27 protein-coding genes are annotated in these 26301 nt (G+C 70.5%); 13 read left to right on the plus strand and 14 right to left on the minus strand.

Annotation, left to right across the window (positions count from 1 at the left end):
* Positions 1–5 precede the first annotated feature (5 nt).
* From ABGB18_RS01665 to ABGB18_RS01685, 5 genes are all read right to left on the minus strand, one after another.
* A complete protein-coding gene (locus ABGB18_RS01665) occupies positions 6–503 on the minus strand; it encodes a hypothetical protein (RefSeq protein WP_347693470.1) in 498 nt (165 codons plus the stop codon).
* The gene (locus ABGB18_RS01670) at positions 500–1234 is read right to left on the minus strand and encodes a hypothetical protein (protein ID WP_347693471.1); all 735 of its coding nucleotides are present in this window, start codon (positions 1232–1234) and stop codon (positions 500–502) included. Before ABGB18_RS01670 ends, ABGB18_RS01665 begins: the two co-directional genes overlap by 4 nt.
* A gap of 1 nt (position 1235) precedes the next feature.
* Positions 1236–1559, minus strand: a complete 324-nt coding sequence (locus ABGB18_RS01675) for a hypothetical protein (RefSeq protein WP_347693472.1) — start codon at positions 1557–1559, stop codon at positions 1236–1238.
* An 11-nt stretch (positions 1560–1570) separates the two neighbouring features.
* Positions 1571–2545: an energy transducer TonB gene (locus ABGB18_RS01680; RefSeq protein WP_347693473.1), complete on the minus strand. Its 975-nt coding sequence runs from the start codon at positions 2543–2545 to the stop codon at positions 1571–1573.
* 284 nt (positions 2546–2829) lie between these two features.
* Positions 2830–4008, minus strand: a complete 1179-nt coding sequence (locus tag ABGB18_RS01685) for a pyridoxal-phosphate dependent enzyme (protein WP_347693474.1) — start codon at positions 4006–4008, stop codon at positions 2830–2832.
* Between the two features lie 356 nt (positions 4009–4364).
* On the opposite strand from ABGB18_RS01685, the gene ABGB18_RS01690 reads away from it, so the two are divergent.
* Positions 4365–4637: a hypothetical protein gene (locus tag ABGB18_RS01690; protein ID WP_347693475.1), complete on the plus strand. Its 273-nt coding sequence runs from the start codon at positions 4365–4367 to the stop codon at positions 4635–4637.
* Positions 4638–4728: 91 nt separating this feature from the next.
* Here the strand turns inward: ABGB18_RS01690 and ABGB18_RS01695 are convergent, their stop codons facing one another.
* On the minus strand, positions 4729–5559 hold the full coding sequence (locus tag ABGB18_RS01695) for a hypothetical protein (RefSeq protein WP_347693476.1): 831 nt from the start codon (positions 5557–5559) through the stop codon (positions 4729–4731).
* A gap of 30 nt (positions 5560–5589) precedes the next feature.
* On the minus strand, positions 5590–6714 hold the full coding sequence (locus ABGB18_RS01700; RefSeq protein WP_347693477.1) for a PQQ-binding-like beta-propeller repeat protein: 1125 nt from the start codon (positions 6712–6714) through the stop codon (positions 5590–5592).
* A 598-nt stretch (positions 6715–7312) separates the two neighbouring features.
* Here ABGB18_RS01700 and ABGB18_RS01705 point away from each other — a divergent pair.
* Entirely contained in the window at positions 7313–8137 is an 825-nt protein-coding gene (locus ABGB18_RS01705; protein ID WP_347694287.1) for an aminoglycoside phosphotransferase family protein, read from the plus strand.
* A 751-nt stretch (positions 8138–8888) separates the two neighbouring features.
* Positions 8889–9284 (plus strand): hypothetical protein, encoded by a 396-nt coding sequence (locus ABGB18_RS01710; protein WP_347693478.1) that lies wholly within the window; start codon positions 8889–8891, stop codon positions 9282–9284.
* Positions 9285–9571: 287 nt separating this feature from the next.
* Here ABGB18_RS01710 and ABGB18_RS01715 read toward each other — a convergent pair whose 3' ends face one another.
* Both ABGB18_RS01715 and ABGB18_RS01720 read right to left on the minus strand, forming a co-directional pair.
* Positions 9572–10192: an L-threonylcarbamoyladenylate synthase gene (locus tag ABGB18_RS01715; protein ID WP_347693479.1), complete on the minus strand. Its 621-nt coding sequence runs from the start codon at positions 10190–10192 to the stop codon at positions 9572–9574.
* A 232-nt stretch (positions 10193–10424) separates the two neighbouring features.
* Positions 10425–10922: a DUF4142 domain-containing protein gene (locus ABGB18_RS01720; RefSeq protein ID WP_347693480.1), complete on the minus strand. Its 498-nt coding sequence runs from the start codon at positions 10920–10922 to the stop codon at positions 10425–10427.
* 432 nt (positions 10923–11354) lie between these two features.
* On the opposite strand from ABGB18_RS01720, the gene ABGB18_RS01725 reads away from it, so the two are divergent.
* From ABGB18_RS01725 to ABGB18_RS01735, 3 genes are all read left to right on the plus strand, one after another.
* Positions 11355–11693 carry a helix-turn-helix domain-containing protein gene (locus ABGB18_RS01725; protein WP_347693481.1) on the plus strand — a complete coding sequence of 113 codons (339 nt, stop codon included), beginning with the start codon at positions 11355–11357 and terminating at the stop codon, positions 11691–11693.
* Positions 11694–11832: 139 nt separating this feature from the next.
* Positions 11833–12744 (plus strand): ROK family protein, encoded by a 912-nt coding sequence (locus ABGB18_RS01730; RefSeq protein ID WP_347693482.1) that lies wholly within the window; start codon positions 11833–11835, stop codon positions 12742–12744.
* 32 nt (positions 12745–12776) lie between these two features.
* Entirely contained in the window at positions 12777–14495 is a 1719-nt protein-coding gene (locus ABGB18_RS01735) for a beta-galactosidase (RefSeq protein WP_347693483.1), read from the plus strand.
* 24 nt (positions 14496–14519) lie between these two features.
* Here the strand turns inward: ABGB18_RS01735 and ABGB18_RS01740 are convergent, their stop codons facing one another.
* Entirely contained in the window at positions 14520–15020 is a 501-nt protein-coding gene (locus ABGB18_RS01740) for a MarR family transcriptional regulator (RefSeq protein WP_347693484.1), read from the minus strand.
* Between the two features lie 38 nt (positions 15021–15058).
* On the minus strand, positions 15059–16795 hold the full coding sequence (locus ABGB18_RS01745) for an MFS transporter (protein WP_347693485.1): 1737 nt from the start codon (positions 16793–16795) through the stop codon (positions 15059–15061).
* Positions 16796–17790: 995 nt separating this feature from the next.
* Between ABGB18_RS01745 and ABGB18_RS01750 the strand changes: the two genes are divergently transcribed.
* Both ABGB18_RS01750 and ABGB18_RS01755 read left to right on the plus strand, forming a co-directional pair.
* Positions 17791–19845, plus strand: coding sequence for a prolyl oligopeptidase family serine peptidase (locus tag ABGB18_RS01750; protein WP_347693486.1), 2055 nt, complete (start codon positions 17791–17793; stop codon positions 19843–19845).
* Between the two features lie 152 nt (positions 19846–19997).
* Positions 19998–20660 carry a helix-turn-helix domain-containing protein gene (locus ABGB18_RS01755; RefSeq protein ID WP_347693487.1) on the plus strand — a complete coding sequence of 221 codons (663 nt, stop codon included), beginning with the start codon at positions 19998–20000 and terminating at the stop codon, positions 20658–20660.
* On the opposite strand, the gene ABGB18_RS01760 is transcribed toward ABGB18_RS01755, so the two are convergent.
* From ABGB18_RS01760 to ABGB18_RS01770, 3 genes are all read right to left on the minus strand, one after another.
* The gene (locus tag ABGB18_RS01760) at positions 20583–22127 is read right to left on the minus strand and encodes an amino acid permease (protein ID WP_347693488.1); all 1545 of its coding nucleotides are present in this window, start codon (positions 22125–22127) and stop codon (positions 20583–20585) included. The two genes, ABGB18_RS01755 and ABGB18_RS01760, sit on opposite strands and share 78 nt — an antisense overlap.
* Before the next feature lie 177 nt (positions 22128–22304).
* Positions 22305–22454: a hypothetical protein gene (locus tag ABGB18_RS01765; RefSeq protein WP_347693489.1), complete on the minus strand. Its 150-nt coding sequence runs from the start codon at positions 22452–22454 to the stop codon at positions 22305–22307.
* A 61-nt stretch (positions 22455–22515) separates the two neighbouring features.
* Entirely contained in the window at positions 22516–22896 is a 381-nt protein-coding gene (locus ABGB18_RS01770; RefSeq protein WP_347693490.1) for an RNA-binding S4 domain-containing protein, read from the minus strand.
* Positions 22897–23055: 159 nt separating this feature from the next.
* Here ABGB18_RS01770 and ABGB18_RS01775 point away from each other — a divergent pair, with 159 nt between their 5' ends.
* From ABGB18_RS01775 to ABGB18_RS01795, 5 genes are all read left to right on the plus strand, one after another.
* Positions 23056–23301 (plus strand): hypothetical protein, encoded by a 246-nt coding sequence (locus tag ABGB18_RS01775; RefSeq protein ID WP_347693491.1) that lies wholly within the window; start codon positions 23056–23058, stop codon positions 23299–23301.
* Positions 23302–23363: 62 nt separating this feature from the next.
* Positions 23364–24182 (plus strand): endonuclease/exonuclease/phosphatase family protein, encoded by an 819-nt coding sequence (locus ABGB18_RS01780; RefSeq protein ID WP_347693492.1) that lies wholly within the window; start codon positions 23364–23366, stop codon positions 24180–24182.
* Positions 24183–24264: 82 nt separating this feature from the next.
* Positions 24265–24870, plus strand: coding sequence for an SRPBCC family protein (locus ABGB18_RS01785; RefSeq protein ID WP_347693493.1), 606 nt, complete (start codon positions 24265–24267; stop codon positions 24868–24870).
* Between the two features lie 91 nt (positions 24871–24961).
* Positions 24962–25339, plus strand: coding sequence for an STAS domain-containing protein (locus tag ABGB18_RS01790; protein ID WP_347693494.1), 378 nt, complete (start codon positions 24962–24964; stop codon positions 25337–25339).
* Positions 25340–25705: 366 nt separating this feature from the next.
* The gene (locus ABGB18_RS01795; protein ID WP_347693495.1) at positions 25706–26290 is read left to right on the plus strand and encodes a TetR/AcrR family transcriptional regulator C-terminal domain-containing protein; all 585 of its coding nucleotides are present in this window, start codon (positions 25706–25708) and stop codon (positions 26288–26290) included.
* Positions 26291–26301 lie beyond the last annotated feature (11 nt).

The following is a 26301-nucleotide window of genomic DNA, read 5'->3' on the forward strand; positions in this document are numbered from 1 at the left end:
GGGGGTCACCCCCTGAGGCGAGCCTCCGGGGCGTCGGCGAGGCGGTCGCGGAGCATCAGCGGCGGCCGGGACGCCAGCAGGACCAGGCAGCCGACCAGCAGCGTTCCCCAGGCGGGGCCGCCCTCGACCACCGTGACGGCGACGGTGAGGAGCACACCGAGGACCCAGCCGGCGAAGGCGGCCAGGACGAGGGCGGGCAGCGGGCGGCGTGCCAGGCCCGTGGCGGCTGCCAGCGACAGCGTCAGGCAACTGGCCGCCGCCGTCGCACAGGCCGCCACGAAGGGCCTCGCCGTGCCGGGCGGATCGGCGGCCGTGAAGACCGTGGCGGCGATCGCGCCCAGCACCAGGAAGCGGATCAGGCAGAACCACAGGTAGCGGCGGGCGGTCGCCGGATCCGGTGGTTGCCGCCGCAGGCGGACCCAGCGCCGGCGGGGCTGGGGCAGGCGGGTCCGGTGCCGGCGGGGCCGGGGCTGGCGGGGCCGGGGCTGGCGCGGGCTGGTCACCAGGCGACCACCCCGGACGGTGGCCACCTGCCGCCCGTCCAGTGGTCGTTGCCGTTGTTCTGCGTGCGGAAGACGGTCGCCGCGTCGGACATCTTGCTGATCGCGTACGCGGCGGCGCCGGCGACGGTGACCAGGAACTCCGCGATGATGCCGACGGTGTAGAGGATGGCGGGGACCGTCCCGACGATGCTGACGATCCCGATGATCGCGGCGACCGCCTCCCCGATGAGGATCGCCAGGGCGGTGCCGAACGCGACCCAGAAGACGATCAGTGCCCAGCGGCAGTCGTTCAGGGCCTTGGAGATCTCCTCCGCCGAGGTGGAGTACTGGCGGAGCGCCGCGCCCTGCGGCGCGTTCGGCTCCAGGACCTTCTTGTACTGCTCGGCGGCATCGCCCTTCCACTTGTCGTCCACCCGCATGTAGGTCTCGGTGAGCTTGCCCGCCTGGGAGCTGACGCCGTTCTGGATCCTGTCGCTGAACGTCGTGGCGGCGTCGTTCAGCCGCCCGGGGTCGCCGGGGTCGGAGAAGAAATCCGAGACCTCCCTCCACAGCCTCCCGCACGCCTCGCAGAACCTGTCCCAGGCGTCCTGGAGCGGCTTGACCGCCCACGCCAGGAAGCCGGGAACGCCGTCGAGGAAACCGTTGACCTTCTCGCGCAGGTCGTCGAACGTCGACTCCAGTTGGGTCAGTTGGCCGTCGATGTTCCTCATCAGCAGGGCGAACTCGGTCATGTCAGAAGTTCCACCCTTCCTTGACGTCGCGGACCAGTTGCCGGTTGCGCGCTTCCATGCCCTCGTACACGCGGATCACCGTGGTGAGCTTGCCCTCGACGTCCTGGAAGGTCCTGTCGGCCTGCTGGGCGAGGCCGTGCAGGGTGTCGTTCAGGGTCGCGTAGGTGGTGTCCGCGTCGCCCTGCCTGCCGAGATAGCCGAACGCGTTCCGCACGCTCCTGAGCTCCGCGAGGGTCTGCGCGGCCGTGTTCATGGCCTCGGCGACCTGCTGCCAGGTCTCAGCGTCCTTACGCATCTCGTCGAGACGCGTCTCCAGTTCACTCAATGTCGTCCTTGTCAGAAGGGGAGGCCGAGGCCGCGGGTCAGCGCCTTGAGCTCGCTCGTCACCTTGGTCAGTTGCCGCAGGCCGGGTACGGTCTCCGCCGCGGGCCGGGCCTGCCTGTCGGTGATGACCTGGTTGGCCCGCTCGAAGGCGCCGCCGAACTCCTCGGCGAGGCGGGTCTCCCTGGCGGTGCGCAGCCAGGCGGGCTCGGTGGCGACTCCGGTGACGACCTCGCCGGTCAGGGTCAGCGTCACCCTGCCGGTCCGGCTCTTGATCGTCACGGCGGCCGGCGTGGCCCGCGCGGCGTCCCGCCGGGCGGTGGTCAGCGCCGTCGCCAGTTCGGCGAACAGCAGGTTGGCCTGACGCAGTACGGTCTCCGCGTCGAGGCCGGGCGCGGGCACGGCCGGGAACTCCGGGACCGGCGGGAGCCCGGTGGCGGGCGGGATGACGCCCTCCTCGGGCAGCATGCCGGTGAAGCGTGCCAGCACCGCGTTGGAGATCGCCTCCAGGACCGCCTGGTCGAACGCCTCGAACGGCAGCGCCTTCTGCCACGGCCGCCGGAAGGAGAGGCGGTCGAGGGTGCCGTCGGGTGCCAGCGTGACCGCGATCGTGCCGGACCCGTCCTCACCCGTGGCCGGCCCGGCGTACCGCTGCCGGGCCGTTCTCAGGGCATCGGTCAGGCCGCCGATCTCGGCCAGGACCGTCCGCGCGCCGCCGAACAGGTCGAGCGGATCGACCGGCGGCCGAGGCACCGGCGGTGTGACCGGACCATCGGGCAACGGGCGCCGCGCGATCCCGGCATCCGCGACGGGAGCCCGCTGCGGCTGCGGCTCGGCGGCGGGCGTCTCCGCCGCCGGAGCCACCTCAGAGGGCTCCTCGGCCCGCGACGTCAGCCGCTCGCGGACCTCCTCCGCGCTGCCGGGGGCGAACGGGGTGCTCCAGTTGAGCAGGTCGTGCAGCCTGTTGGCGCGATCATCTCCAGATTCCATGCGGACCCTTCGCGTGCGGTGAACGAGCGCGGACGATCACACAAAGTACCCGGCGCTTTATGCGGATTCAGCGCCATTGACGCGGTTTTGATGCGTATTGACGCGCGCCATTTGCCGGTTATGGCCGCCAATCGGCTCTCGCCGTATATTTCCCGTGATCGCGCGTGGCGGTACGGGCGGTATTTCCGCCTCCCGGCCAGGGACGACAGATCCCGTTGGGGACCCGGAGACAAGTCAGGACATGGGGCAGACTTGGCGGGAAGCGCTCGCCGGCATCCTCACTGTCAGGGCAGGAGGTCGTCGAGCGTCGGATGCTCCAGGGCCGGGTAGCGGCGCGAGCCGACCCCGGCGTCCTTGAACCCGCTGGAGGTCGCCACGCAGACCACCGGCCCGTCGAAGTCACGCCGCAGCTTCCGGTACGCCGCCAGCCCCGCGGCCCCCGACAGCTCCTGCCACAGCCCTTCCCGGGCGAGCTCGCGCTGCGCGGCCCGCATCTCCCCGTCGGTCACCAGCACCGCCTCGCCGCCGCTGTCGCGCACGGCCACCACACCCCGGTGGCCGCCGACCGGCCCGGCGATGGAGTAGGCGTCACTGGGCCCCAGCTCGACGATCGCGGCGGGCGCGCCGGTGGCCAGCGCCCGCGCGTGGGGACCGCCGGTCGCCGGCTCGCAGGAGAAGATCCGCGGGGTCCGTCCGGCCACACCGAGCAGGCGCAGCTCCACGAAGCCCTTCCACACCCCGTACAGCAGCTCGGCGTAGCCGGTGGGCGCGAACACCGCCGCCGGCACCTCGCCGAGCTGCAGGAACAGCTCGTACGCGATCGTCTTGTAGCCCTCGGGCCCGAACGGGTGGCCGGTGTGCGTCACGGTCTGGTTGCTGAGCGGGTGGTAGCCGAGCCGGTCCACGACCTCGCGCAGCAGCGGCCAGCGCCGCTCGACCGGCACGGACACGACCGTGGCGCCGTACGCGCGGGTGAACGCCTGCACGGCCGGCGGCGAGTCGGCCGAGGTCAGCACGATGGCGGGCAGCCCGGCGCGGGCGGCGTAAGCGGCGGCCGAGGCCCCGTGGTTGCCGGACGACGCCACGACCACACCGGGCGCCCCGGAGGCGACGGCGGCGCTGACGGTGACGCGGTTGAGCCGGTCCTTGTGCGACCACGTGGGGTTGCGCGACTCGTCCTTGACGTAGACGTCACCGACCTTCACCAGCGGCGTCCCGCCCTCCCCGAGCGTGGGCGCGTCCAGCGGCGGCAGCAGCGGCGACCACCGCGCGAGGTCCGGCCCGGGCTCTTGGTCGAACAGGCGCCCGTCCACCCGCGCGTAGTCGTAGACGACCTCCAGCGGGTAGGCGATCTCGCTCGTGCTCGTCCTGGGACAGCCCCGGGTCAGCGGCGGGAACAACGGGAACTCGGCTGAGGCGTCGCCCAGCGAACGTTGGCGGAGGGCAAGCGAGGAACCAGTCACACGGACGCATCCTAGTGAGGCCCGTGGCACTCCCCAGAACAAGGTTCCGATCGCCGACCCGCCGCGCGCCGGTGCCGGAATCGGCCATCGGTATGCATGACCGTGACCAAGGGATCCCTCCTCGGCATCGGAAGTTCCAGCCTGCCGGGGAGGAAGCCCGAATCGTGTGAGAGCGCCGCGACATGTGCGGGCCGAGCTTCAGAAGCAGGCACGGAGTGGGCAACGACCCGGAATGCCCGCCCGCCGCCGTGTACTGCCCTGCCCCGTTATCGATTACTGTGCGTACGTCCTGGTGGATCATGCGTGAGTCTGCACGGAGGAACGCGTTGGCGACACATGCGCGGACGGTTGCGGTCATGTCGTATCTCGGGCTGACACTGACGGCTGCCGCGCTGTGGACACCGCCGGCCGCCGCCTCCACCCAGACCGCTTCGGGCTTCGAGGTGCCGAACGGCAACGGCAACAGCCGGAACAGCGGCAATTTCCGAAATTGGGGCCGTGCGGTGAACAGCGGAAACTTCGTCCACACAGATGGCGCGGTGTCCAGCGGCAACACCTTCGGCGGCGGAAACATCGCCAACGGCCCCCAGCGTGTCACCGAGGGCAGAAACGTCAGATCGGCCCGTTGACCACCGATCATCGCCGCCGTCCGGGCTGCGGCGCCATGCACTCGCTGGGATCGTGCATCCACGTCGTGGCCCACACGGCAGCCGAGGCGGATCAGCCGGGCAGGTACGTACGCAAGGCGCTGCCCAGAGCGCTGAATTCCACCGAGGGCAGGATTCCGTCGAGTGAGGCCATGTCGCGTACGGTTCGCGCGTTCCGCTCCATGCAGGGCAGGTCCTTGGGCGGCTTGATGATCCACCGGCGTTCCCGGAGGGTGAAGGCGTCGGTTTGGCCGGGGCTGACGACGGCGATGGGGCCGACGTCGATGTCCTTGCCGTTGGGCTGGTGCATCGTGAGGTTCACAACCCCGACCCACATTTCCGTGAGGCCGGTGGTGTTCATCGGGCCGACGGTGAGGGTGAATCGCTCGTGCTCTCCTGAAGGCACGGCGAAGCGCAACTCCTCGCTCATGGTGAAGGGCGGCCGGGCCGCGACGTCAACGGGGAAGTCGTAGTTCGCCGCGATCCCCTCGGTGCCTCCCACCGACATGCATGGGGACAGGGTCTCCGAGCTCAGGACCGTGACCGTGGCCGAGGTGAGCATCGCCTCCCCGCTGCCGCGGTTCTTCAGCGTGATATCGATCTTCGGACCGGCCAGGCCGGCGACCTTCCTGGGCTCGTCCTCCGGGCGGAGGGGCACGGTCTCGCCTTCGAGATCGGTTCCCAGGTAGGCGGCGACGGCGGAGACGTCGAGAACGCCGGCGCGCGATGCCTCCCGCCGGCTGATGTCGGCGGAGTCCCTGCCGCTCCGGGCCGAGTCCAGCGCGACGAAAAGGGAGACCACGCTGATGATCACCGCGGCGAGGGCGCAAAGCGCCTGCGGTTCGGTCCAGCCCGATCTCCGGGAGCGCCCGGCCTGCGGGTCGCGGTTGCCTGGCTGCGTCATGACTTCGCCATCTGGCATGGTGTTCCCCGCTCAGACGGGAGACCCGGTGGCCGGATCGAGTGCGCTGATGGTGGGCCCCCACACGTAGACGAGGTCGTTCGCGTAGAAGAGTTGCGAGTCTTTGGCGACCCGGGTCTTCCACAGGAACTCGCCCGTGGCGAGGTCGAGGGCCATGGCCTCGGCGTCAAGGTTGCCGGCGACGGCGAACACGACGCCACGGTCCGCCGCCGCGGGCGTCAGCGGGGCCGGTAGTCGCAGGGTGTGTGCCGCGCGCCCCTTGTGGTCGAAAATCACGGTACGGAAAGTGCCGTCGGCCGCCTCCGCCGTCATCGACACCAGCAGCAGACCGCCCTCGGCGCGAAAAAACGCGGGAGACCTGGGCGCGGCAAGCGGATGACGCCATATTTCGGTGCCGGTGACGCGGTCGTAGGCGCGGATATGCGTACGGTCGCAGACGCACAACTGCCCACCCCGGATCGTCAGGTCGGTATGGAGATTCTTGGGACGGCGTCGCCAAAGGCGCCGGCCGGTCGCCCGGTCGACCACGGTGAGCCCCGAAGTGTCGTCGGGACCCGTACGAGACGCCACGGCGACGATTTCCGGGTCGGCGATGACGTGGTCGACGTGTTCGGCGTCGAGGTCGAGCGTCCAGAGTTCGTTTCCCGTACTCGGATCCAGGGCGGTGAGTGCCGCGCCACGGCGAAAACGGCAGAACAGGATGATGCCCGGCAGGACGTCCATTCTCGCCGCCTCAGGCTTTTCCGGTGTGTTCTCCGGCCAGCTCCAGGAAAGGCGGCCGGTGGCCGCGTCCAACGTGCGGACCTGGCCGTTGGTCTCGCAGTGCACCAGACGGCCGGACACACGGGCGGAAATGACGTCAGGCTGATGGGAGGTCCATTTCGTGGCGCCCGTGGTCGCGTCCAGCGCGGTCACGAAAGAATCGGCCGGCCGGCCGTAGGACACCTCTCCGCGGATGCCCTGAACGACGACGAGATCGCCGTCCGCCTCGGGATCGCCGAGGGAGGTGATCGGTTTGCCGTCCGGGTCCGGCGGGATGGTGACGTGCCACAACTCGCGTCCGGTGCGCGTGTCGATCGCGACGACGTCACCGGACGGGGTCGAGGCGTAGAGGGCACGAGAGGAGATGGCCGGCAACGAACTGCCGTCCGGCCTGGGCGCCGGCCATCGGGATTTCACGGTGGCGGCTCTGGAAGGGGTCTGCCGATATCCGGCCGTGCCGTTGCCGGTCCCACACGACGCTGAGCAGAGAACGGCAGCGCCGATGAGAAATGCGCGCCGGGTGACTCCAGCAGCCGGATGGGGATGCACCTGATTCTCCTTTCCGCCCGCGTGTCAGTCGCGTGGGTGCCGTAGCCGGTCTCGCCCGGTCCAGCCTGGATGCTAATCCATCAATAGGGCGCGGTGTGCATTTTCAGCGAATCAGCCGGTGGTGGGTTTGCTGGCAAATGACAGTTGTTGTCTATTGAGGCGGGAATTGCCCGCCGCGGAACAGCCGGAAAACAGCGGGCCCTTATCGTGAATAAAGCCGTTGGTGTATCAGCCCTCGCCGCGGCGACGGGCCTGGCGTACGCGGACCTCCCCGTCGCCGTCCGTGCCGGCAAGGCGAGTCGCGCGCCACCGCGGCTCTGCGGACACCTTGGTATGGTGCCCGGGTTGTACCGCTGGGAGGGTGCGGAAGCGCGCAAACCAAGAGGGGCAGGCGACGATGCAGGTGTCAGAGGGCGCTCGGGCCATGGCCGCGGCCAGGTCGATCGCCTCATCGCTTGGTCTGAGGGCCGACGACGCGATCGTTCTTCATGACTCGAACAAGCTCACTCTGCGGCTGCTGCCGTGTGACGTCCTGGCCCGGGTGGCACCTGTGGCGCATCAGACCGCGGGGTTCGAAATCGAGCTGGCTCAGAGGCTCGCCGAATCCGGGTGCCCGGTGGCCGCTCTCGAGCCGCGCGTGGAGCCACGTGTCCACGAGCGCGATGGCTTCGCGGTCACGCTGTGGACCTACTACGAACCTGCGACGCCTCATGAGGTCTCACCAGCCGACTATGCCGCCGCTCTCGAACGGCTGCACGCCGGCATGCGCAAGGTCGATGTCCCGACGCCGCGCTTCACGGATCGGGTCGAGCAGGCTCAGCGACTCGTGGCGAGCCGCGACCGCACGCCGGCGCTCGCGGACGCGGACAGGGAGCTCCTCGGCGACACCTTACGGACCCTGGGACGGGCCATCGGCGAGCGCGGCGGCGCCGAGCAGCTCCTGCACGGCGAGCCGCACCCGGGCAACGTGCTCACCACGAAGGACGGGCTGCTGTTCGTGGACCTCGAGACGTGCTGCCGTGGGCCCGTCGAATTCGACCTCGCCCATGCGCCCGAAGAAGTCGGCCGGCACTATCCAGGCGTCGACCAAGGACTGCTGCGCGAGTGCCGGATCCTCATGCTGGCGATGGTCACGACGTGGCGCTGGGATCGAGATGACCGGCTCCCGAACGGGCACCGGCTGGCCGCGGAGTGGCTCAGCCAGATCCGGGCAGCGCTCGATCGAGACGGGCTGGACGCCCGCGGCTGACCGCGGGCCGGGCGAACGTCGCCGGTCGCGGCGGCGAACCCCGGCCTTGTGGTCCACCGGTTCAAGGTGGGCCTGGGCGGGACGACGCCTGGCGCCGTCGCGCCGGGTTCGCGGCAGGATGACCGGAGCCTCCGTGGACCGTTCGGCCTCCGTCACATCGCGAGCAGCAACCCAACGCCCTGCGCCGCCCTGGAGCCTGTCACGCCAACCCCGGGCGCGCACGGTGTCCATCGGGCCGCCGAAGACCTCCCCGCGTACGGAGCCCGCACGATCGATGAGCCCGACCCGCGTGCCGCCCGCGGCCCGCGGGACGGCGGTACGGATCGGCGGCTGTCACGAGCGGCATGATCGGCGATCGGGAGGCCGGCTCGGTCGTCTCCGGCACCGTTCACATGCTCGTACACGGCCTGCGAGCCCGGTAAGACTGATCTCGCGCGCTCGCCTGATGAGTACGCGACCCGTACCCGGACCCCGGGGATCCGGGTACGGGTCCTGAACGGTTTTGACCGGCGAAAAGCTTGTCGAGCCGGATCCGATCCGCCCGGAATCACACCGTTCGGGGGCTATGTCGGCCCCTTCTGGCCGAACGGTGTCACCCGCCGACCTGATTCGCCATGGAACCGGAACCGGACTTACGACCGTCCCCTTGATAGATGGGTATTATCCGACCGCGTACGTACCGCATCCGTCCCGTGACACCCCGCAAGCCGACTCCGCTGGACCACCCCCGTTCGACAAGGAGTAAGACTCGGTGAATCCGCACGCACTTGCCCACCGGGCACACCGACATGGCTGGGACGTGCAAACCATCCCGCGATCCTCCGGCCCTGTGGTCATCCTGCAACGCGACGGCTGGCGACTGGAGATCGCGTTCGACGGTCACGCTCCCAAGGAGGCCACCGCCAACCAGGCCGGACAGAAGGTCGGCCGGCAGCTCAACCTTCGCTCCATCAACGATTTCGTGCACCACCCCGGAACGGATCGCTTAACCCGCCACGACCAGCGACGCACCACCCACCGTAAGAGCAACCACAAAGCGGGCGATCAGGACACCTCACGGGATGTCGAAGCCCAGCGCCCCGGCCAGGACAACGGCAGGCCACGGACCGGCGAGCACCAGGACCGCGACCCCACCGGCTCCGAATGACCGCCAGGCCGGGATGACCAAGCAGCGGTCACGATGCCTGCCATGATGGCGAGCGCGCCCGCGGGCGCATCGTGACAAGCGCGGTTCCCCGCGCCGGCGACATCTTCGTGCCGCCCGCGTCAACGCCGAACCCCCGCCTCACCCGGCGCCGCCCTCGAAGGGGTCACCGACGACCCTGGCGAGCGTCGGGGCGACATCGTCGTACCCAAGGGAGGCGACGGCCTGGCAGCGGGCGACACGCATGGTGGGCTGGCACGCCCGGAACCTGGGTCCAGATCGGGTGACGCCTACTCGAACAGGGACGGGTCTCCCGTGCCCAGGCGAAGGATCTCGGGCTCGTCCTGCGAGAGATCGACGACGGTCGTCGGGGTGGCGCCGCATTCGCCGGAGTCGAGGACGGCGTCCACCACGTAGTCCAGCTTCTCCTTGATCTCCCAGCCCTGGGTCATGGGCTCGGTCTCGTCGGGCAGCAGCAGCGTGCTCGACAGCAGCGGCTCGCCGAACTCGTCCAGCAGCGCCTGGGTGACGACGTGATCAGGGATCCGGACGCCGACCGTCTTCTTCCGGGGGTGCAGCAACCGCCGCGGCACCTCCTTGGTCGCGGGCAGGATGAACGTGTAACCGCCGGGAGTCGCCGCCTTGACCAGCCGGAACACCGCATTGCTCACATGCACGAACTGGCCGAACTGGGCGAAGTCCCTGCAGATCAGCGTGAAGTGGTGGTCGCTGCCGAGGTTGCGGATCTCCCTGATCCGGTCGATCCCGTCCTTGTTGCCCGGCCGGCACCCCAGGGCATAGCACGAGTCGGTCGGATATGCGATCAGCCCGTCCGAACGCAGGAGATCGACGACCTGGCCGATCAGGCGAGGCTGGGGATTGTCCGGGTGCAGATCAAAGTACTTGGCCACCCTCGGATCTTAGGAGCGAACCACCCCATCGCATGACACGCACCCACTCGCTGGGCATGGGGCGAGCTGAGGCTGTGGCCCGTCCATCGGGTTCGCCCCGTCACCGGCGCGGCCCTGCTCGTGGGTGCGGACTGCGCCAGTTCGGTGCCTTTCGCGCCGGCTTGGACTCCGCTTGCGAGCGCCGGCTTGGACTCCGCTTGCGATCCGGCCCAACCGTCGAACCCCGTGCCCGTCATTGGGTTTGGCTTGTGTGGAGCAGGACGTCGAGGTGCTGTTGCACGACGGGCCGGGCGTCGGAGGCGACCTTCTTCACGTCCGGGTGCGTTCCCTCGCGAAGCTGCTTCTCTATGGCCGAGAGGGTCTCGCGATGGCCGTCGATCTGAGAGGCCAGCCAGGCCTTGTCGAAGTCCTTGCCGCTCTTGGCGGTCACCTTGGCGAGCGCGGTGCGTTGCTGAGGGCTTGGCTCGCTCGGCAGTTCCACGCCGGCTTGGCTGGCCTGCCGCGTGATGGCGCTGTCGAGGCTGGTGTGGTCCGTGACCAGCAGCGCGCCCACGGCGCGGACCTCATCCGTGGCCGCCTCGGCGGCGGCGTGCCCGGCCTGGATCTCGGCCAGGTTGCCCTGGTGCGCCTGGATGAGGAACGCACGGTCCTGTTCGCTGATCTTCGGTGCGGCGACCGCGCCCGCGGCCACGAGAGGCGCCACCGCTGCGACGGCGATCGTGATCATCATTCGTCTGGCCATGGATGCCCTCCACCAGTAGGTCCATTGGGCCCCGGTCAGATGCCCCGCGCCGATGAGGTGAATCCGCATGCCGACCGGTTGGGCGCTTTCGTGGCGGAGTCTTGGAAATGAACATCCGACGGCCGGGAGAATCACAGACGGACGAAGGGGCCATCATGACCGAGGCATCCCGCTGATCGGCCGGGCGACCGCGCGGGGGCCCGCCGCCAAGGCCGCCGCCGACGTCCAGGCCGCGCGGGGAGTGGGTGCGCCGGCATCGCTGAAGACGCCACGGCCGAACGTTGTTACACGAAAGCGGATTCGTCATATAGTGTTCGGTCAAGAAGGCAAGCTGGAGACCGCAGGAGAAGAAGCACACAGGCCGTGGCCGCATCGGAAGGTCGCCCGTCGACGTGGACTTTTCTCACCCATCACGCCCGCGTGCTGGTCGAGATCGCCCGCGATCCCGATGTGCGGCTCCGTGACATCGCCGACAAGATCAGCATCACCGAGCGGGCGGTGCAGAACATCGTCTCCGATCTCTACGAGGCGGGATACCTGACCCGCGAACGGATCGGCCGGCGCAACCGCTACAGCCTCAACCTGGACCAGCGCTTCCGCTACCCGACCGAGGCCGATCTGCCCATCGGCCTGCTGATCGGCACCCTCATCGGCCGCGACCTGCCGGGCACTCCCGGTGACGCGGCACCGGCGAGTGACTACCGCGCCAAACCGACGTACGACACCGGCCCGGAGAAAACCGAACCTGGGTCTCCCTAGGAAGGGGCGCGAAGTGTGAGCCTGGCGATCGAGGTCATCCCGATGACCGATCCCGTCATCGAAACCGAGGTGGCCGGCGAACTCGGCTTCGCCGGCGCTTCCGAGCCGGCCGCTGGACGTGGCCGCGGGCGAGCACTGCTTGTTCGGCGTCAAGCTGACCGCGGACCGCGTCCACGCGGTTGTGACCGACCTGCGCGCGCAGATCGTCGCGGCCCGCGACGAGCCGATCTCCGACCACCGCCCCGAGGCCGTGTGCCATCAGATCAAGGGGCTGCTCGATGAGCTGGCCGGCAGCGGGCAGACGCTCGCCGGGGCCGGCGTCACGCTCGGCGGCGACGCCCGCTCGGCGGCCCCGCTCGGCGGCGAGCGGCCGGTCGACTCCGCGTATCTCGGCTGGCGGCAGGTGCCGCTCAAGTCGCTGCTGGAGCGGGCTCTGGGCGTCCCGTGCGTGGTCAAGAACGACGTGGCGGCGCTGGGCCACCAGCATCACTGGTTCGGGGCGGCCCGCGGGCTGCGCGACTTCGCGCTCGTCTCGATCGGGGCGGGGATCGGCTACGCCCTGGTCGTACACGACCATCTGGTGACGGCTGCCGAGTCGGACCTCGGCATGTTCGCCCACCTGGTGCTGAACGCGGGTGGGCCGATGTGCGGGGAGGGCCACCGCGGCTGCGCCTCGGCCTACCTGGCCAGCGAGTCCATCGTGACCGCCGCCAGGCAGGGGCTGCGGCGGCCGGTGACGTACGAGGAGGTGATGCGCCTGGCCGCGGAGGGGGACAGGGTGTGCCGCGTCGTCGTCGCCGAAGCCGCGGACGCGCTCGGCCGGCTCATCGCCCATGTCGCGACGTTCTCCATGGTCAAGACGGTGATCGTGGCCGGTGAGGGCGTGGAGCTGGCCCGCGTCGCCAAGGACGGCCTCGACCGCGCGCTCAGCGCGAACCGCCGCGGGCAGGCCGGCTCGGTCGACGTGCTGATCGAAGCGGACACCTTCCGCGAATGGGCGCGTGGCGGCGCGGTGGTGGCCATCCAGAGTTTCGTAACCGGCAGCGACTGATCAGCGGCCGCGACACCCCTGTTGGAGAGAGCATGTATTTCGGCGGAGACTACAACCCCGAACAGTGGCCGGAGGACGTCTGGCTGGAGGACGTCCGGCTGATGCGGGAGGCGAAGGTCAACCTCGTCACCGTGGGGGTCTTCTCCTGGGCCCGGCTGGAGCCGTCGGAGGGCGTCCACGACTTCGGCTGGCTCGACCGCGTCATGGACCTGCTGCACGGCAACGACATCCAGGTCAACCTGGCGACCCCGACGGCCTCCCCGCCGCCCTGGTTCGGCCTGGCCCATCCGGACGCGATGCCGGTGCTCGCCGACGGGACCCGGCTCACCCATGGCAGCCGTGACACGTACTGCGTCAACGCGCCCGCCTACCGGGCGGCCTCGCGCCGTATCGCGACGGCGCTCGCCGAGCGGTACGGCGCCCACCCGGCGACGGCCATGTGGCACGTGCACAACGAGTACGGCACGACCTGCCACTGCGATCACTGCGCGGCGGCCTTCCGCGCCTGGCTGCGCGAGCGGCACAAGTCCCTCGACGCGCTCAACGACGCGTGGACCACGGCGTTCTGGAGCCAGCACTACTCGGCGTGGGAGCAGATCATGCCACCGCGGACCACCCAGTACCGGTCGAACCCCGCCCACCTGCTGGACTACCGCCGTTTCTGCTCCGACGCGCTGCTCGCCCACTATCGCGAGCAGCGCGACCTCCTGCGCGTCCACGGGCGGCAGCCGGTGACCACGAACTACGTCATGGCCGGGTGGACGCCGCTGGACCACTGGAAATGGTCGGCCGAGGTCGATCTCGTCGCGATCGACCACTACACCGACGAGCCCGGCGACGGCGGGCTGGCCCAGGTCGCCCTCGCCTCCGACCTCGCCCGCTCCTGGGCGCGCGGCAAGCCGTGGATGCTGATGGAGCAGGGTGTCGCGGCCATGTACACCCCCGAGGGGACGCTCCCGCTGGAGCCGGGCGAGCACGCGCGGCGCAGCCTCGAGTACGTGGCCCGCGGGTCCACCGGGGTCCTGCACTTCCAGTGGCGCGCCTCCCAGGGCGGGGCGGAGCAATGGTGCCAGGGCATGGTCCCGCACGCGGGCGCCGACAGCCGGGTCTTCCGTGAGATCGCCGACCTGGGCCGGACGCTCGGCACCCTGCCGCCCGCGGAGCCCGCCGCGGCCGAGGTGGCCGTGCTCTGGGACGACGAGGCCGCCTGGGCGCTGCGGAACCCGGCCCTGCCCGTGGCCGGCCTGGACTTCCGCGCGTCGGTGGGGCAGGCGCATCGGGTGCTGTGGCAGCGGGGCCTGGCCGTCGACTTCGTCCACCCTTCTCACGATATTTCGCGCTATCGGGCGGTGTTGGTGCCGTCCCTGTACCTGATCTCCGACGAGGCCGTCGCCAACCTCACCGCGTACGTCGAGGGCGGGGGCACCTTGATCGTGTGGTACCTCAGCGGCATGGCCGACCCCGACACCCGCGTCCGGCTGGGCGGCTACCCCGGCGCGTTGCGCGACCTGCTCGGCGTCCGCGTGGAGGAGTTCCGCCCGCTGACCGGCCCCGTCGCGCTCTCCGACGGGACGGCTGGCACCTTCTGGAGCGAGACCGTGCAGCTGACCGGCGCCACGGCGATCCTGACCTACGCCGGTGGAGGCCCGGCGGTCACCCGGCACCAGGCGGGCGCGGGCACCGCCTGGTACATCTCGACCAGGCTGGACGCGTCCGGACTCGCGAACGTTCTGGCACAGGCCGGCGTCTAGCGACGTGGCGGGATCACGGTCGCCTCAACCCCGGGGGATCGCGCCGGGAGAGAGGCGGGCGTCGCCGGCCGGGGCGCCGGGGCCGCCGCCCTCGTCGACGAGCAGCTCCAGCACCGGGATCGCGGCGTAGAGCAGGTCGCGCTGCTCCGGGGTGAGGTGGTCGAGGCGCTGGGCCAGCAGCGCGGAGCGCTCCCGGCGGATCGTGGCGAGCCTCTCATGGCCCGCGGCGGTCGCCCTGATGAAGAACGAGCGGCCGTCCTGCCGGTCGGGCTCCTTGCCGATCAGTCCCGCCCGCGTGAGCGGGGTGAGGGTGCGGATCATCGACGGGGCGGCGACCCCTTCGAGAGCGGCCAGCTCACCCGGCCGGATCGGGCCGTACTGCTCGATCCTGGCCAGGGCCGACAACTGGGCCGGGGTGAGATCCTGCTCGCCCAGCGACTGCACCATCTGGCGGTGCAGCCTGGCGATCACGAGCCGGAGCCGGCCGATCGCCGCCGAGTCGTGCTGCCCGGTACGGTCGGACATGCTGCCTCCGGCCTCTCACTCGCGGACCCGGGGATCGGTCACCCCACGCCGTCCGGTCGCCGAATCGTACCGCGCTCCTTGAGGAGCGAGGCGACGGCGGCGATCAGCGAGATGACGATGGCCAGCCAGAAGACCACGACGAGGCCGTCGTGGAAGGGGCCGGAGATCAAGTCGGGGAAGAACCGCCGGCCGGTGAGCGTGTGCGCGTTGGCCGCGGGCAGCGCGCTCAGCGTGTGGCTGCCGAGCAACTGCTGGATCGGGTTGTAGCCGAGGAACGCGGCGAACAGCGTACCGACCGGTGGCAGTGCGGCGATGGCCTGCGCCGACTGGGCGGGCACCCCCTGTGCGACCAGCCCGGAGCTCAGCGTGTGCGGCAGCGATCCGGCCAGGCCGGCCACCATCAGTGAGAAGAAGACGCCGATCGACAGCACCATGCCCGCGTTCTGGAACGTGGCCCGCATGCCGGAGGCCGCGCCCCTGGCCTCCGCCGGGACGCTCGACATGATCAGCGACGTGTTCGGCGCCGCGTACAGGCCGCCGGCCAGGCCGTTGAGGAAGATCAGCGCGGCGAAGCCCCAGTAGTTGAAGTCGGTCGGCAGCACCAGCAGCCCGAGGAACGAGGCGGCCATGACGACGAGGCCGCTGGCGGCGAACATCCGCGCGCCCAGCTTGTCCGACAGGTGCCCGGCGAGCGGCCCGGCGGCGAGGAAGCCGACGGTCAGCGGCACCATGTAGATGCCGGCCCAGAGCGGGGTGTCCTCGTAGTCGTAGCCGTGCAGCGGCAGCCAGATGCCCTGCAGCCAGATGATGAGCATGAACTGCAGCCCGCCGCGGGCGATCGAGCCGAGCAGCGTGGCCGCGTTTCCGCCCGTGAAGACCCGGTTGGCGAAGAGCTTCAGCGGGAACATGGCGTCCTTGGTCCTGCTCTCGATCACGCAGAAGATCGCCAGGACGGCGACGCCGCCGATCAGCCCGGCCAGCACCCACGGGTTCGTCCAGCCCATGGTGCTGCCGCCGTAGGGCTGGATGCCGTACGTGATGCCGGCGAGCAGCGCGGTCAGGCCCACCGCGAACGTGATGTTGCCCCACCAGTCGATCCTGGCCCGCTGCCGCGCGCCGTTGTCGTGCAGCGAGCGGTACGCCCAGATGGTGCCGATGATCCCGATCGGCACGTTGATCCAGAAGATCGACCGCCAGTTCCACTCGGCGAGCAGCCCGCCGAGCACCAGCCCGATGAACGACCCCGCGATGCCGGCCACGATGTTGACGCCGAGAGCCATGCCGCGCTGCCGGGCGGGGAAGGCGTCGGTGATGATCGCCGCGGAGTTGGCCATCAGCATCGAGCCGCCGACCGCCTGCGCCACCCGCCAGATGATCAGCCACAGCGCGCCCGCGCCGGCCGCGTAGGGGTCGAGCGACAGGGCCACCGAGGTCACGGTGAAGATCAGGAATCCGGCGTTGTAGATCTTGGTCCGGCCGTAGATGTCGCCGAGCCGGCCGAGGCTCACCACCAGCACGGCGGTGACCAGCATGTAGCCCATCAGCATCCAGAGCAGGTAGCTGACGTTGCCGGGCTCCAGGGGGTCGAGCCGGATGCCGTTGAAGATCGCCGGTAGCGAGATCAGGACGATGGAGCTGTTGATCGTGGCGATCAGCGTGCCCAGCGTCGTGTTGGACAGCGCCACCCACTTGTAGCGGGGGTGATCGGAATCGATCTTCGGCGTCCTTCGCGGTCTGCGTTCCCGGGGGGTCCCGATCACGCCCTCGGCCTGCATCGATGTGTCTCCTGCCGGTCGATTCACTTACTTAACGTCAACTAACTATATGGGATGCTTCTTCGCATGGGACAGGCGAGGTCGGGGTTCGGGGCGCGGGGCGGGGATTCCGGCGGAGGCGGCGACCTCACCCGGGCCGCCGACCGGCTCGACCGGCCGCACAGCCCGCACGGCCCGCACAGCCCGCACAGCCCGCACGGCCCGACCGCCGCGCGGCCGGGTCGCGCGGCCGGGCCGCGCAGTCGGGGCGCGCAGTCGGGTGGTGACTCGTCGCCCGAGGCGGCCATGAGTGATGGCCCTTGTTGACGCCTGTGTAATGTCGCCAAGGCCAATGGCATGTCGCGGGCATCAACGGGCCACTGTTATTCCATGCGGCACTCGCTCTTCAGGTGCCTGGGATAATGTCATATCATCGTGGTGCGCGAAGAATGAATACGGCGCCGACCGTTGTCTTGTGAGACGCCGGTCGGCGCCTGGGTGTGCGTGCACCTCGGGGTTGCCTGCCGAGCTAGCCGAGGTGCCGCATTTTCATCAGTACGTCGAGGAGCAGAAGCAGTTGCTGGATGAGCAACAGTTGTTCTTCGACGCTCAGGCTGAGGAACACAGGCTCTCCCTTCTCAAACCCTGACTGATGGGTTGTCGGCTCAAGGTTTGTCCGGCCGACCCACATCGGACGTCAACCGGTTGGAGAGTGTCGCATTCACCAGCTTGAACAAATCGTAGTGCCATTTGGTGTGGCTCGACAGATCGTCTGCACCAGATTTTGGCAATAGGCGCCCGCCTTGTCCGGTATTAGTTGACTTTATCGGAACATTCCGCTTTACCGGCTTCGAGTGATATGTGTCATGGGGGCGGTGAAGGGCAAGCCGGGTCGCGGGGGTCGGGATCGTGCCTGGCCGCGACCGGCGAGGGTGGGCCACCACCGGGGAGCGGCCGCATTCTCGCCGCGGGCCCGCGTCTTGCGGCCGGAGTGACGGGCGCGTCTATGATCCCTCATGCCTGCTCTCACGCTTCCCCGCCAGCACGCCCGCACGGCCCGGTTCAAGCTCGGCATCCCCAGGGACTTCACCATCTCCCCGGACGGCGCCCGGGTGGTCTTCCTGCGGTCCTCGGCCGGTGACGACCCGGTGAACCGGCTCTGGACGCTCACGGTGGCCACCGGGGAGGAACGGCTGCTCGTGGACCCCGGCACCCCGTCCGGGGCGGCGTTGCCGGAGGCGGAGCGCGTACACAGGGAGCGCACGCGCGAACGCGCGGGCGGCATCGTCGCCTACGCCACCGACGCCGCCGTCACCAAGGCCGTCTACGCGCTCGACGGCGCGCTGCACACCGCCGACCTGCTCACCGGCGCGGTCACCTCGCTCGATGTGACCGGCTCCGACGCGCGCCTCAGCCCGGACGGGCAGCACGTCTCCTACGTGTCCGGCGGCGCACTGTACGTCGACGGCCGGCCGGTGCTGACACCCGACGGTCCCGACGTGACCTGGGGGCTGCCCGAGCACGTGGCGGCCGAGTCGATGGCCAGGCACCGGGGCTACTGGTGGGCGCCCGACGGCTCCCGCCTGCTGGTGGCCCGCGTGGACAACGCCAGGGTGAGCACGTGGCACCTGTCCGAGCCCGCCGACCCCGGCAGGCCGCCCAGGACCATGGCCTATCCCGCGGCCGGCACCGACAACGCCGACGTGACGCTGTGGCTGGCCACGCCGGCGGGGGAGCGTACCGAAGTGATCTGGGACAGGACGGCGTTCGAGTACGTCGCGGCGGTCTCGTGGACCGAGCACGGCCTGCTGGTGCTGGTCCAGAGCCGCGACCAGCGCACCACCCGCGTTCTCGAGGCCGACCCCGGCACCGGCGCGACCACGCTCCTGCGCGAGGACACCGATGACGCCTGGCTGGAGCTCGTCCCCGGCACGCCCGCCCGCACGGCCGGCGGGGAGCTGGTCTGGACGGTGGACCGCGACGGCACGCGCCGCCTGATGGTGGGAGACGACCTGGTCACGCCGCCCGGCCTGCAGGTGCTGCGGGTCCTGGCGGTGGACGGCGACACCGTGCTCGCGCAGTGCTGCGACGAGCCGACCGAACGCCACCTGTACAGCTACTCCAGGGCCGGCGGGCTGGTCAGGGTCACCTCCGAGCCGGGAGTGCACACCGGGACGCGTGGCGGCGGCGTCACGCTGGCCGTCACCCGCACCCTGGAGGAGCACGGGGCACGCGTCACGGTCACCGGCGGGCGGGCGGCCACGCGGATCACCTCGTACGGCGCGATCCCGGTCCTGCGCCCGGACGTCGAGCTGGTCTCGCTGGGCGAGCGGGAACTGCGCGGTGCGATCATGTTCCCGGCCGGGCACGTGCCGGGCTCGCGGCGGCTGCCGGTGCTGCTCGACCCCTATGCCGGGCCGGGCCTCGCCCGGGTCCAGCGCGGGCTGGACGACTTCGCGGTCTCGCAGTGGTTCGCCGACCAGGGCTTCGCCGTGCTGGTCGTGGACGGGCGGGGCACGCCGGGCCGGGGACCGGCCTGGGAGCGGGCCATCCACCTCGACAAACTGAGCGCGGCACTGGAGGACCAGGCCGACGCGCTGCGCGCGGCCGCCGGCCGCTTCCCCGACCTGGACCTGGGCCGGGTGGCGATCCGCGGCTGGTCGTACGGCGGTTATCTGGCGGCCGCGGCCGTGCTGCGGCACCCCGACGTCTTCCACGTCGCCGTCGCGGGAGCGCCGGTCACCGACGCCCGCCTCTACGACACCCACTGGCAGGAACGCTACCTGGGCCACCCCGACCGGCATCCCGAAGCCTACGACCGCAGCTCCCTCATCGCCGACGCTCCGAACCTGCGCCGGCCGCTCCTGCTCATGCACGGTCTGGCCGACGACAACGTCTTCGCCGCTCACACGCTGACGTTGTCCGCCGCGCTGCTGGCCGCGGGCCGCCCGCACACCGTCCTGCCGCTGTCCGGCGTCTCGCACATGACCGCCCGGGAGGAGGTCGCCGAGAACCTGCTGCTGCTGGAGCTGGACTTCCTGCGGAGCAACCTTCCCGGGCCACCCGCCTAGGATCACGGCCCGCACAGCGGGTTGCCCGGTGGCCGCGGCGTCAGGCGGGGATCAGCTCCTGGCCCGCGGGCGAGGCCCGGTGCCGGGCCGGCCCGGCACATCACGGCGGCCCGGTAGAGATCACCTCACCGTCCCTGTGGAAGGATCAGTACGTGGGCAGGCGCGGGGTGGGACGGCCACGTGCCGTCCCGCGTCCCGAGACCGGCCTGTCCCCGCGCGAGGAGCTCCTGGCGGCGGCGGCCGAGCTGTTCACCGTCAACGGCTACAGCGCCACCACCACCCGGGAGGTCGCCGAGCGGGCCGGGATCCGGCAGGCGACGCTCTACCACTACTTCACGGGCAAGGAGGCACTGCTCGCCGAGCTGCTGGAGAGCACCGTACGGCCGTCGCTGGAGGCCGCGCGCCTGCTCGCCGCCTCCGACGCGCCGGCCGGGGCGCGGCTGTGGGCGCTGGCCCACCGGGACGCGACGCTGCTGTGCACGGGCGAGCACAATCTGGGCGCTCTCTACCTGCTGCCCGAAGCCGACCGCTTCCTCGACTTCCAGGAGTTGCGGACCGCGCTCAGACGGGCCTACGCCGCCCTGCTCGCGCCGCTCACCGCCGGGCTGCCGCAGCCCGAGCGCGACCTGCGCGCGGACCTGGTCTACGCCGTGGTGGAGAGCGTCATCCTGATCCGCAGGAACGTCGCGGCCCATGCGAGGGACGAAACGATGGCGGAGGCGGTGGCCGACGCCGCGTTACGCGTTGGCGGCGTCGGTGAGGGTGACCTCGCCCGCCTGCGGGAGCTGGGCCGCGCGCTGCTTCCCGGCGGCTGACCGGCGATACAGCACGCCTGCGCCCACCGCCGCGGCCAGGAACAGTGCCGTGAACCACTGGAAATACCACTCGCCGCTGACAGGGGCGTACACCTCGGCCCGCGGCCAGGCCAGATTGACGGCCATGCCGGCACCGTAGACCACGGCCAGCACGTTGACCGGCAGTCCCCACCGGCCCAGGGAGAACAGCGGCCCGCCGTTCTCGTCCACCCCCTCCGGGGCCCCGCCCCGCCACGACCCGCGCAGCCGTCGCCACAGCAGCGGCCCGGTCACCATGACGTAGGCGAGGTACAGGGCCACGATGCAGGTGGTGCCGATCGCCAGGAAGGCGTCCGGTGAGAAGAAGTTGATCGCCACGATGAGGGCCGCCAGGACGCCGGTGACCAGGGCGGGGCCGGCCGGCATGCCGGTGCGGGGCGAGACCCGGGCCAGCCGTGCGGCGAAGGGCACGACGCCGTCGCGGGCCATCGAGAAGAGCATGCGCGTCGCGGAGGTCTGGATCGCCAGCGTCGCCACGCAGATCGCCACGACGACGTCGGCCAGCAGCAGCTTGCCCACGCCGTCGCCGAGGGTGCTGGTCAGCACGTATGACAGGCCCTCGGCGGCCAGGCGGCCGTCGGTGAGGCTGGGGGCGGCCAGCAGCGCCGCGAAGACGATCAGGCAGGCGAGCAGCCCGGCCGCGCCGAGCGCGGTGATGATCGTGCGTGGCGCGACGGCGGAGGCCCTGCGGGTCTCCTCGCTCAGCTCGCCCGCGCTGTCGAAGCCGATGAACACGTACGACGCGGCGAAGGCGGCCACCAGCAGGGCGGCGAGGGCGCCACCGGGCAGGCCCGTCTGGAAGGTGATGGCCGGCTCGCGGTCGGCGTGGGTGAGCAGCAGGACGACGATGAGGACCGCGCCGACGATCTCGGCGGTGACCCCGACGACGTTGATCCGGGCCATGATCTTGTTGTCGAGCAGGTTGACCACGGTGGTGGCGGCGAGCAGGAGCACGCCGTACAGCGCGGCGTTGGCGGCGCCGTCCGCCGACACCGGTGAGGGGTCGGTGCCGATCACCTGGAAGCCCGGCCAGATGGCCGGGAGCACCACCTGCAGGGCCAGCGCCGCGGCGGCGATCACCACGACCTGGCCGAGCACCATGATCCAGCCGGCGAACCAGCCGAACGTCGCGTTGCCCATGCGGCTGGACCACTGGTAGATGGCCCCCGAGATCGGATAGCGCGCGGCCAGCTCCGCGAAGCAGAGCGCGACCATGACCTGGCCGGCCAGCACCAGCGGCCAGGTCCAGAAGAACGCCGGGCCGCCGAAGGAGAAGCCGAGGCCGAAGAACTGGAAGACCGTGGTGAGGACCGAGATGAAGGAGAAGCCGGCCGCGAACGAGGCGTAGCGGCCCATGCTGCGGTGCAGCTCCTGCCGGTAGCCGAACTTTTCGAGGACGCGCTCGTCGACGGAAGGTGAAGGCGTCATGGGCTCTCCCCGGGGGCAATTTCTGTCGATTGACAGATAAGTAACCGCGTTTTGTTGCCCCCACGTGTCCTGGTAGTTCCCCACCAGTAACGCTGCCCTCACACCGTCAGGCGCGCGGGCCGGCTGCGAGCGCGACGGACTTCTGACCTCCACGCTGTGGGACAGCGGGGTGCACGCCTACCTGGGCCTGCGGAACGGGGTTCCGGTGACGTGCGCCGGGACGGTGGAGGCGGCAGGCCGGCCGTGCTCCAGCAACGCGCGGGCGAACGCGCGGCCGATGCCGCGGTCGGCGCCGGTCACGACGGCGATCGGTCCCTTGAGGTCCATGTCTTACCTCGCCGTTCCCTGGCGGCCCCGCTCCTGGGAGGGCTCGGTATGCGGGTGCGTTTCAGTCGCGGCGCCCGAACAGCCTCTCCATGCTGCGGCGGTCGCGCTTGGTCGGGCGGCCCGCGCCGCGGTCGCGCACGGGCATGGCGGCGGCCTCCTCGCGCGGCGGAGGCGGCGGGCTCTTGTCGACGTAGCACTCGGCGGCCACGGCCGCGCCGACCCGCTTGGAGATGATCCGGGAGACGATCACGACGCGTTCCCGGCCGTCGTGCCGCAGCCGGATCTCGTCGCCGGCGTGGACCGCGTGCGCGGGTTTGACCCGCGCTCCGTTGACCCGGACGTGCCCGCCCCGGCACGCGTCGGACGCGATCGACCGGGTCTTGGTCAGCCTGACGGACCAGATCCAGCTGTCCACCCGCGCGCTCGACTGATCACCTGCCATCCGCCCACTTTACTCAGCCGGGCCGCCGCACCGCGTCGGTGCCGTCCGTCGCATACGGCACATCTCGTACGGCCAGGAACAAAGCGGTAGGCGCGTCCACGCGCCGACCATATCCCGCCGACAGGCGTGTGCCCGGAGTGCGCACATGTCCCGGCCGCCGTGCTGGTCGAGGACGGCGCACCGGAGACCGACGGCTTCTGCGGCCATGGCGAGATCGGTGTGCCGTCCGGGGTGATGGCGGACGTCAGGGCGGCCTCGGACGCCGTAGACGCGGCCCTGCGGGCCCGGGCACGCGCCATCGAGCTGGAGGAACAGAGCGACGCGGCGGAGGCCACCGAGGAGATCGCGCTCGAGGCGGAGGCCATCGAGCTGTGGAGGGAATATGACCGGGTGACGGCCGTGTGAGGGGGCGGTGAACTCTTCCGCGCATCCTGTCGGTCCGATGACCAGGCCAGCACAATGACGCGGTGATCTCATTTTTCCTGACGCGCTCGCGTACCCTGCTGATCGGCTTCCTGGCGGCCGCCGGGCTGTTGTCGTCCTCCGGCGTCGCGATGGCCTCGACCGTGACGCAGCCCGGGGACGCGCCGTCGCAGCACGTACGGCGGCCGTACTCGCTGCTCCAGATGAACATCTGTGACAGCGGTTACGCCGGCTGCTATCCCAGGACCCAGTACCCGAAGATCCTCGACGAGGTTGTGGAGCGCATCGAGGCCAACGACGTCAACGCGGTCACCCTCAACGAGGCGTGCAGCGGCGACGTGGCCGAGATCGCCGAGCGCACCGGCTACCACTTCCGGTTCGCCACGATCATCTACAACGGCGCCCCGCTGGCCTGCAAGACCCCGGACAGGCGCGGTGAGTTCGGCAACGCCGTGCTGACCAAGGAGGCCATCAAGGATTCCGAGGACGCGCCGTACTCCGTGTTCAGCGGGGTGGAGCAGCGCCGCTGGCTCTGCGTGGCGACCGCCCGCCGCGTGAACGTGTGCACCAGCCACCTGTCCACCGACGGCGAGACGCCCGGCAGCACCAACTCGATCCAGTGCGCCGAGCTCGCCCAGGTGCTCGCCTCCCGCGGCCGGCAGCCGATCGTCTTCGCCGGTGACGTCAACCGCCACGCCTCCTGCGCCCCCGCGGGCCAGTGGACGCTGACCGACGCGGCCGCCACCCAGGCTCCCGGCATCCAGCACGCCTACGGGAACCTGACCGCGCCGACCCTGGAGTTTGAGCAGGCCACGTACACCGACCACGACGCGCTCGTGATCCGCGCCGGACTGCCGACGTGACCTGACGGCCGTCGCTCCAACACCGGGGAGGAGCTCTCTCCAGGGCGTTAGCCTCCGGCGTGCCGGGGCAGTGGCAGCCCCCATGACCACCATCGAACATTCCGAAGAGGTCGAGGTTCCGGTCAGGGTGGCCTACGACCAGTGGACGCAGTTCGAGAGCTACCCCGAGTTCATGGAGGGCGTCGAGTCGGTCAAGCGGCTCAGCGACACGCGTACGGCCTGGGTGGCGGAGATCGCCGGGGTCCGGCGCGAGTTCGAGGCCGACATCACCGAGCAGCACCCGGACGATCGCGTCGCCTGGCGCTCCACCGGCAAGCCGCACCAGGCAGGCGTGGTGATGTTCCACCGGCTCGGCGACTCCGCCACCAAGGTCACGCTGCGGATGGAGTACGACCCCGAGGGTTTCGTCGAGACCGCGGGGGACTGGCTCCAGCTCGTCCGCATGCGGATAGTCGACGACATGAAGCGGTTCAAGGCGTTCGTCGAGGCGCGCGGGCGGCAGACCGGCGGGTGGCGCGGCGACGTGCCCGGCCCGCACGAGCCCGGCTCCACCTACGGAGAGCCGGGGCCGATCCCGCCCGGCACGGCCGGGGGCGGCGACAGCGCACCGCCCGGCGGGACGCTTCCGCCGCCCGGTCCGATGCCTCCGCGCGACACACCTCCGGAGGGCCCGCGCCCGATGCCGTGACGTGGCCTCCCGCATCACACGGCATCAGGTCGCCAGGTCAGGGCAGGTGCCTCTCGTGAGCGAGGACGTGTCTGCGGAGGAGAAAGGGACGATGACCCAACTGCACCAGGGACTGATGATCAACGTACGCGCCGAGCCGCCGGGACAGGTCGTCGTCCTGCGGGGTGCCCTGGACTGGACGACTTCGGAGGACGCGGAGCGCGTACTGGAGACGGCCTGCCGCGCACAGAACGAAGGCGGGCCGATGATGATCCTTGACCTGTCGGCGCTGCAGTTCTGCGACTCCGCCGGAGTGAGCTGCCTGGTCCGGATGTGGCGGCGGATCGACGACGCCGGAGGCACGCTGGTCCTGGCCGGTCTGCACGGCAAGCCCGAAGAGCTGCTGCACAGGACGGGCGTCCTGGGCCGGGCGCTCGACGCGTATCCGACCCTGGAGCTGGCTCAGCAGGCGCTGGCCCGCCAGGTCTGACCGCGGCGGCCTCGGCCCTGGCGAAGCCGGTCGATCTCGACGAGCTGGTGCGGCGGCAGGTGGGCTCGGTCCAGGCCCCCTTGATCTCTCGGCATGACCCCCCGCCGTTTCCGGACCACGGCAGAGAAAGCGGAGGCGGATGGCTAACGCCAGCCGCCCGGCGCCCGGCCCGCGCCTGTCGGGATGTGAGCGGACAACTCGAAACGGTCGTCGCGGCCACGTAGCCGTCCGGACGGATCAACGCCTGGGTGACGCCGGGGCGGTCAGCTCGGCCGTCGACCCCCTTAACGATGTTAAATTGAACTTCGCCAAGAATGCCCTTAACATCGTTAATCTGTCAAACGGCGTCCCGAGGAGTTCCGACCGATGGCCTTGACCAGGCAGGACATCGCCCGTGCCGGACTGAAGCTGCTCAACGACGTCGGGCTCAACGGGCTGACGCTGCGCTTGATCGCCGCCGACCTGGGGGTCAAGGCGCCGGCGCTCTACTGGCACGTCAAGAACAAGCAGGAGCTGCTCGACGAGATGGCGACGCAGATGTACGTCGACGCCTCGGCCGACCGGAAGCCGCCCGAGCCCCTGGAGGAGTGGGACCTCGTCGCGTACCGCGCCCGCGCGCTGCGCCGGATGATGCTCGCCTACCGCGACGGCGCCAAGGTCTTCTCCGGGACCTACCTCGGCGAGGTGGACCCGGACGAGGAGCAGCCGCTGCGCCGGAGCATCGAGTCCGGCCTGGACGAGCGGCGCGCGGCGATGGCGCTGTTCACCGTCTACAGCTTCGTCATCGGCTTCACGATCGAGGAGCAGGCCGTCTACCCCGTGCCGGGCAAGCTGGACGAGCGCTATGCCGGGGCATCGGGCGAGGCGGTGTTCGCGAACGTCGGCGGCCGCTTCGACGAGGGGCTGTCGATGGTCCTCGACGGAGCCCGCCGGTGGCTCGGAGCGGAGTGAGCGCCTAACCC

It is taken from the genome of Nonomuraea sp. B12E4 (assembly GCF_039871825.1).
In the GTDB taxonomy this organism is placed as follows: Bacteria; Actinomycetota; Actinomycetes; order Streptosporangiales; family Streptosporangiaceae; genus Nonomuraea.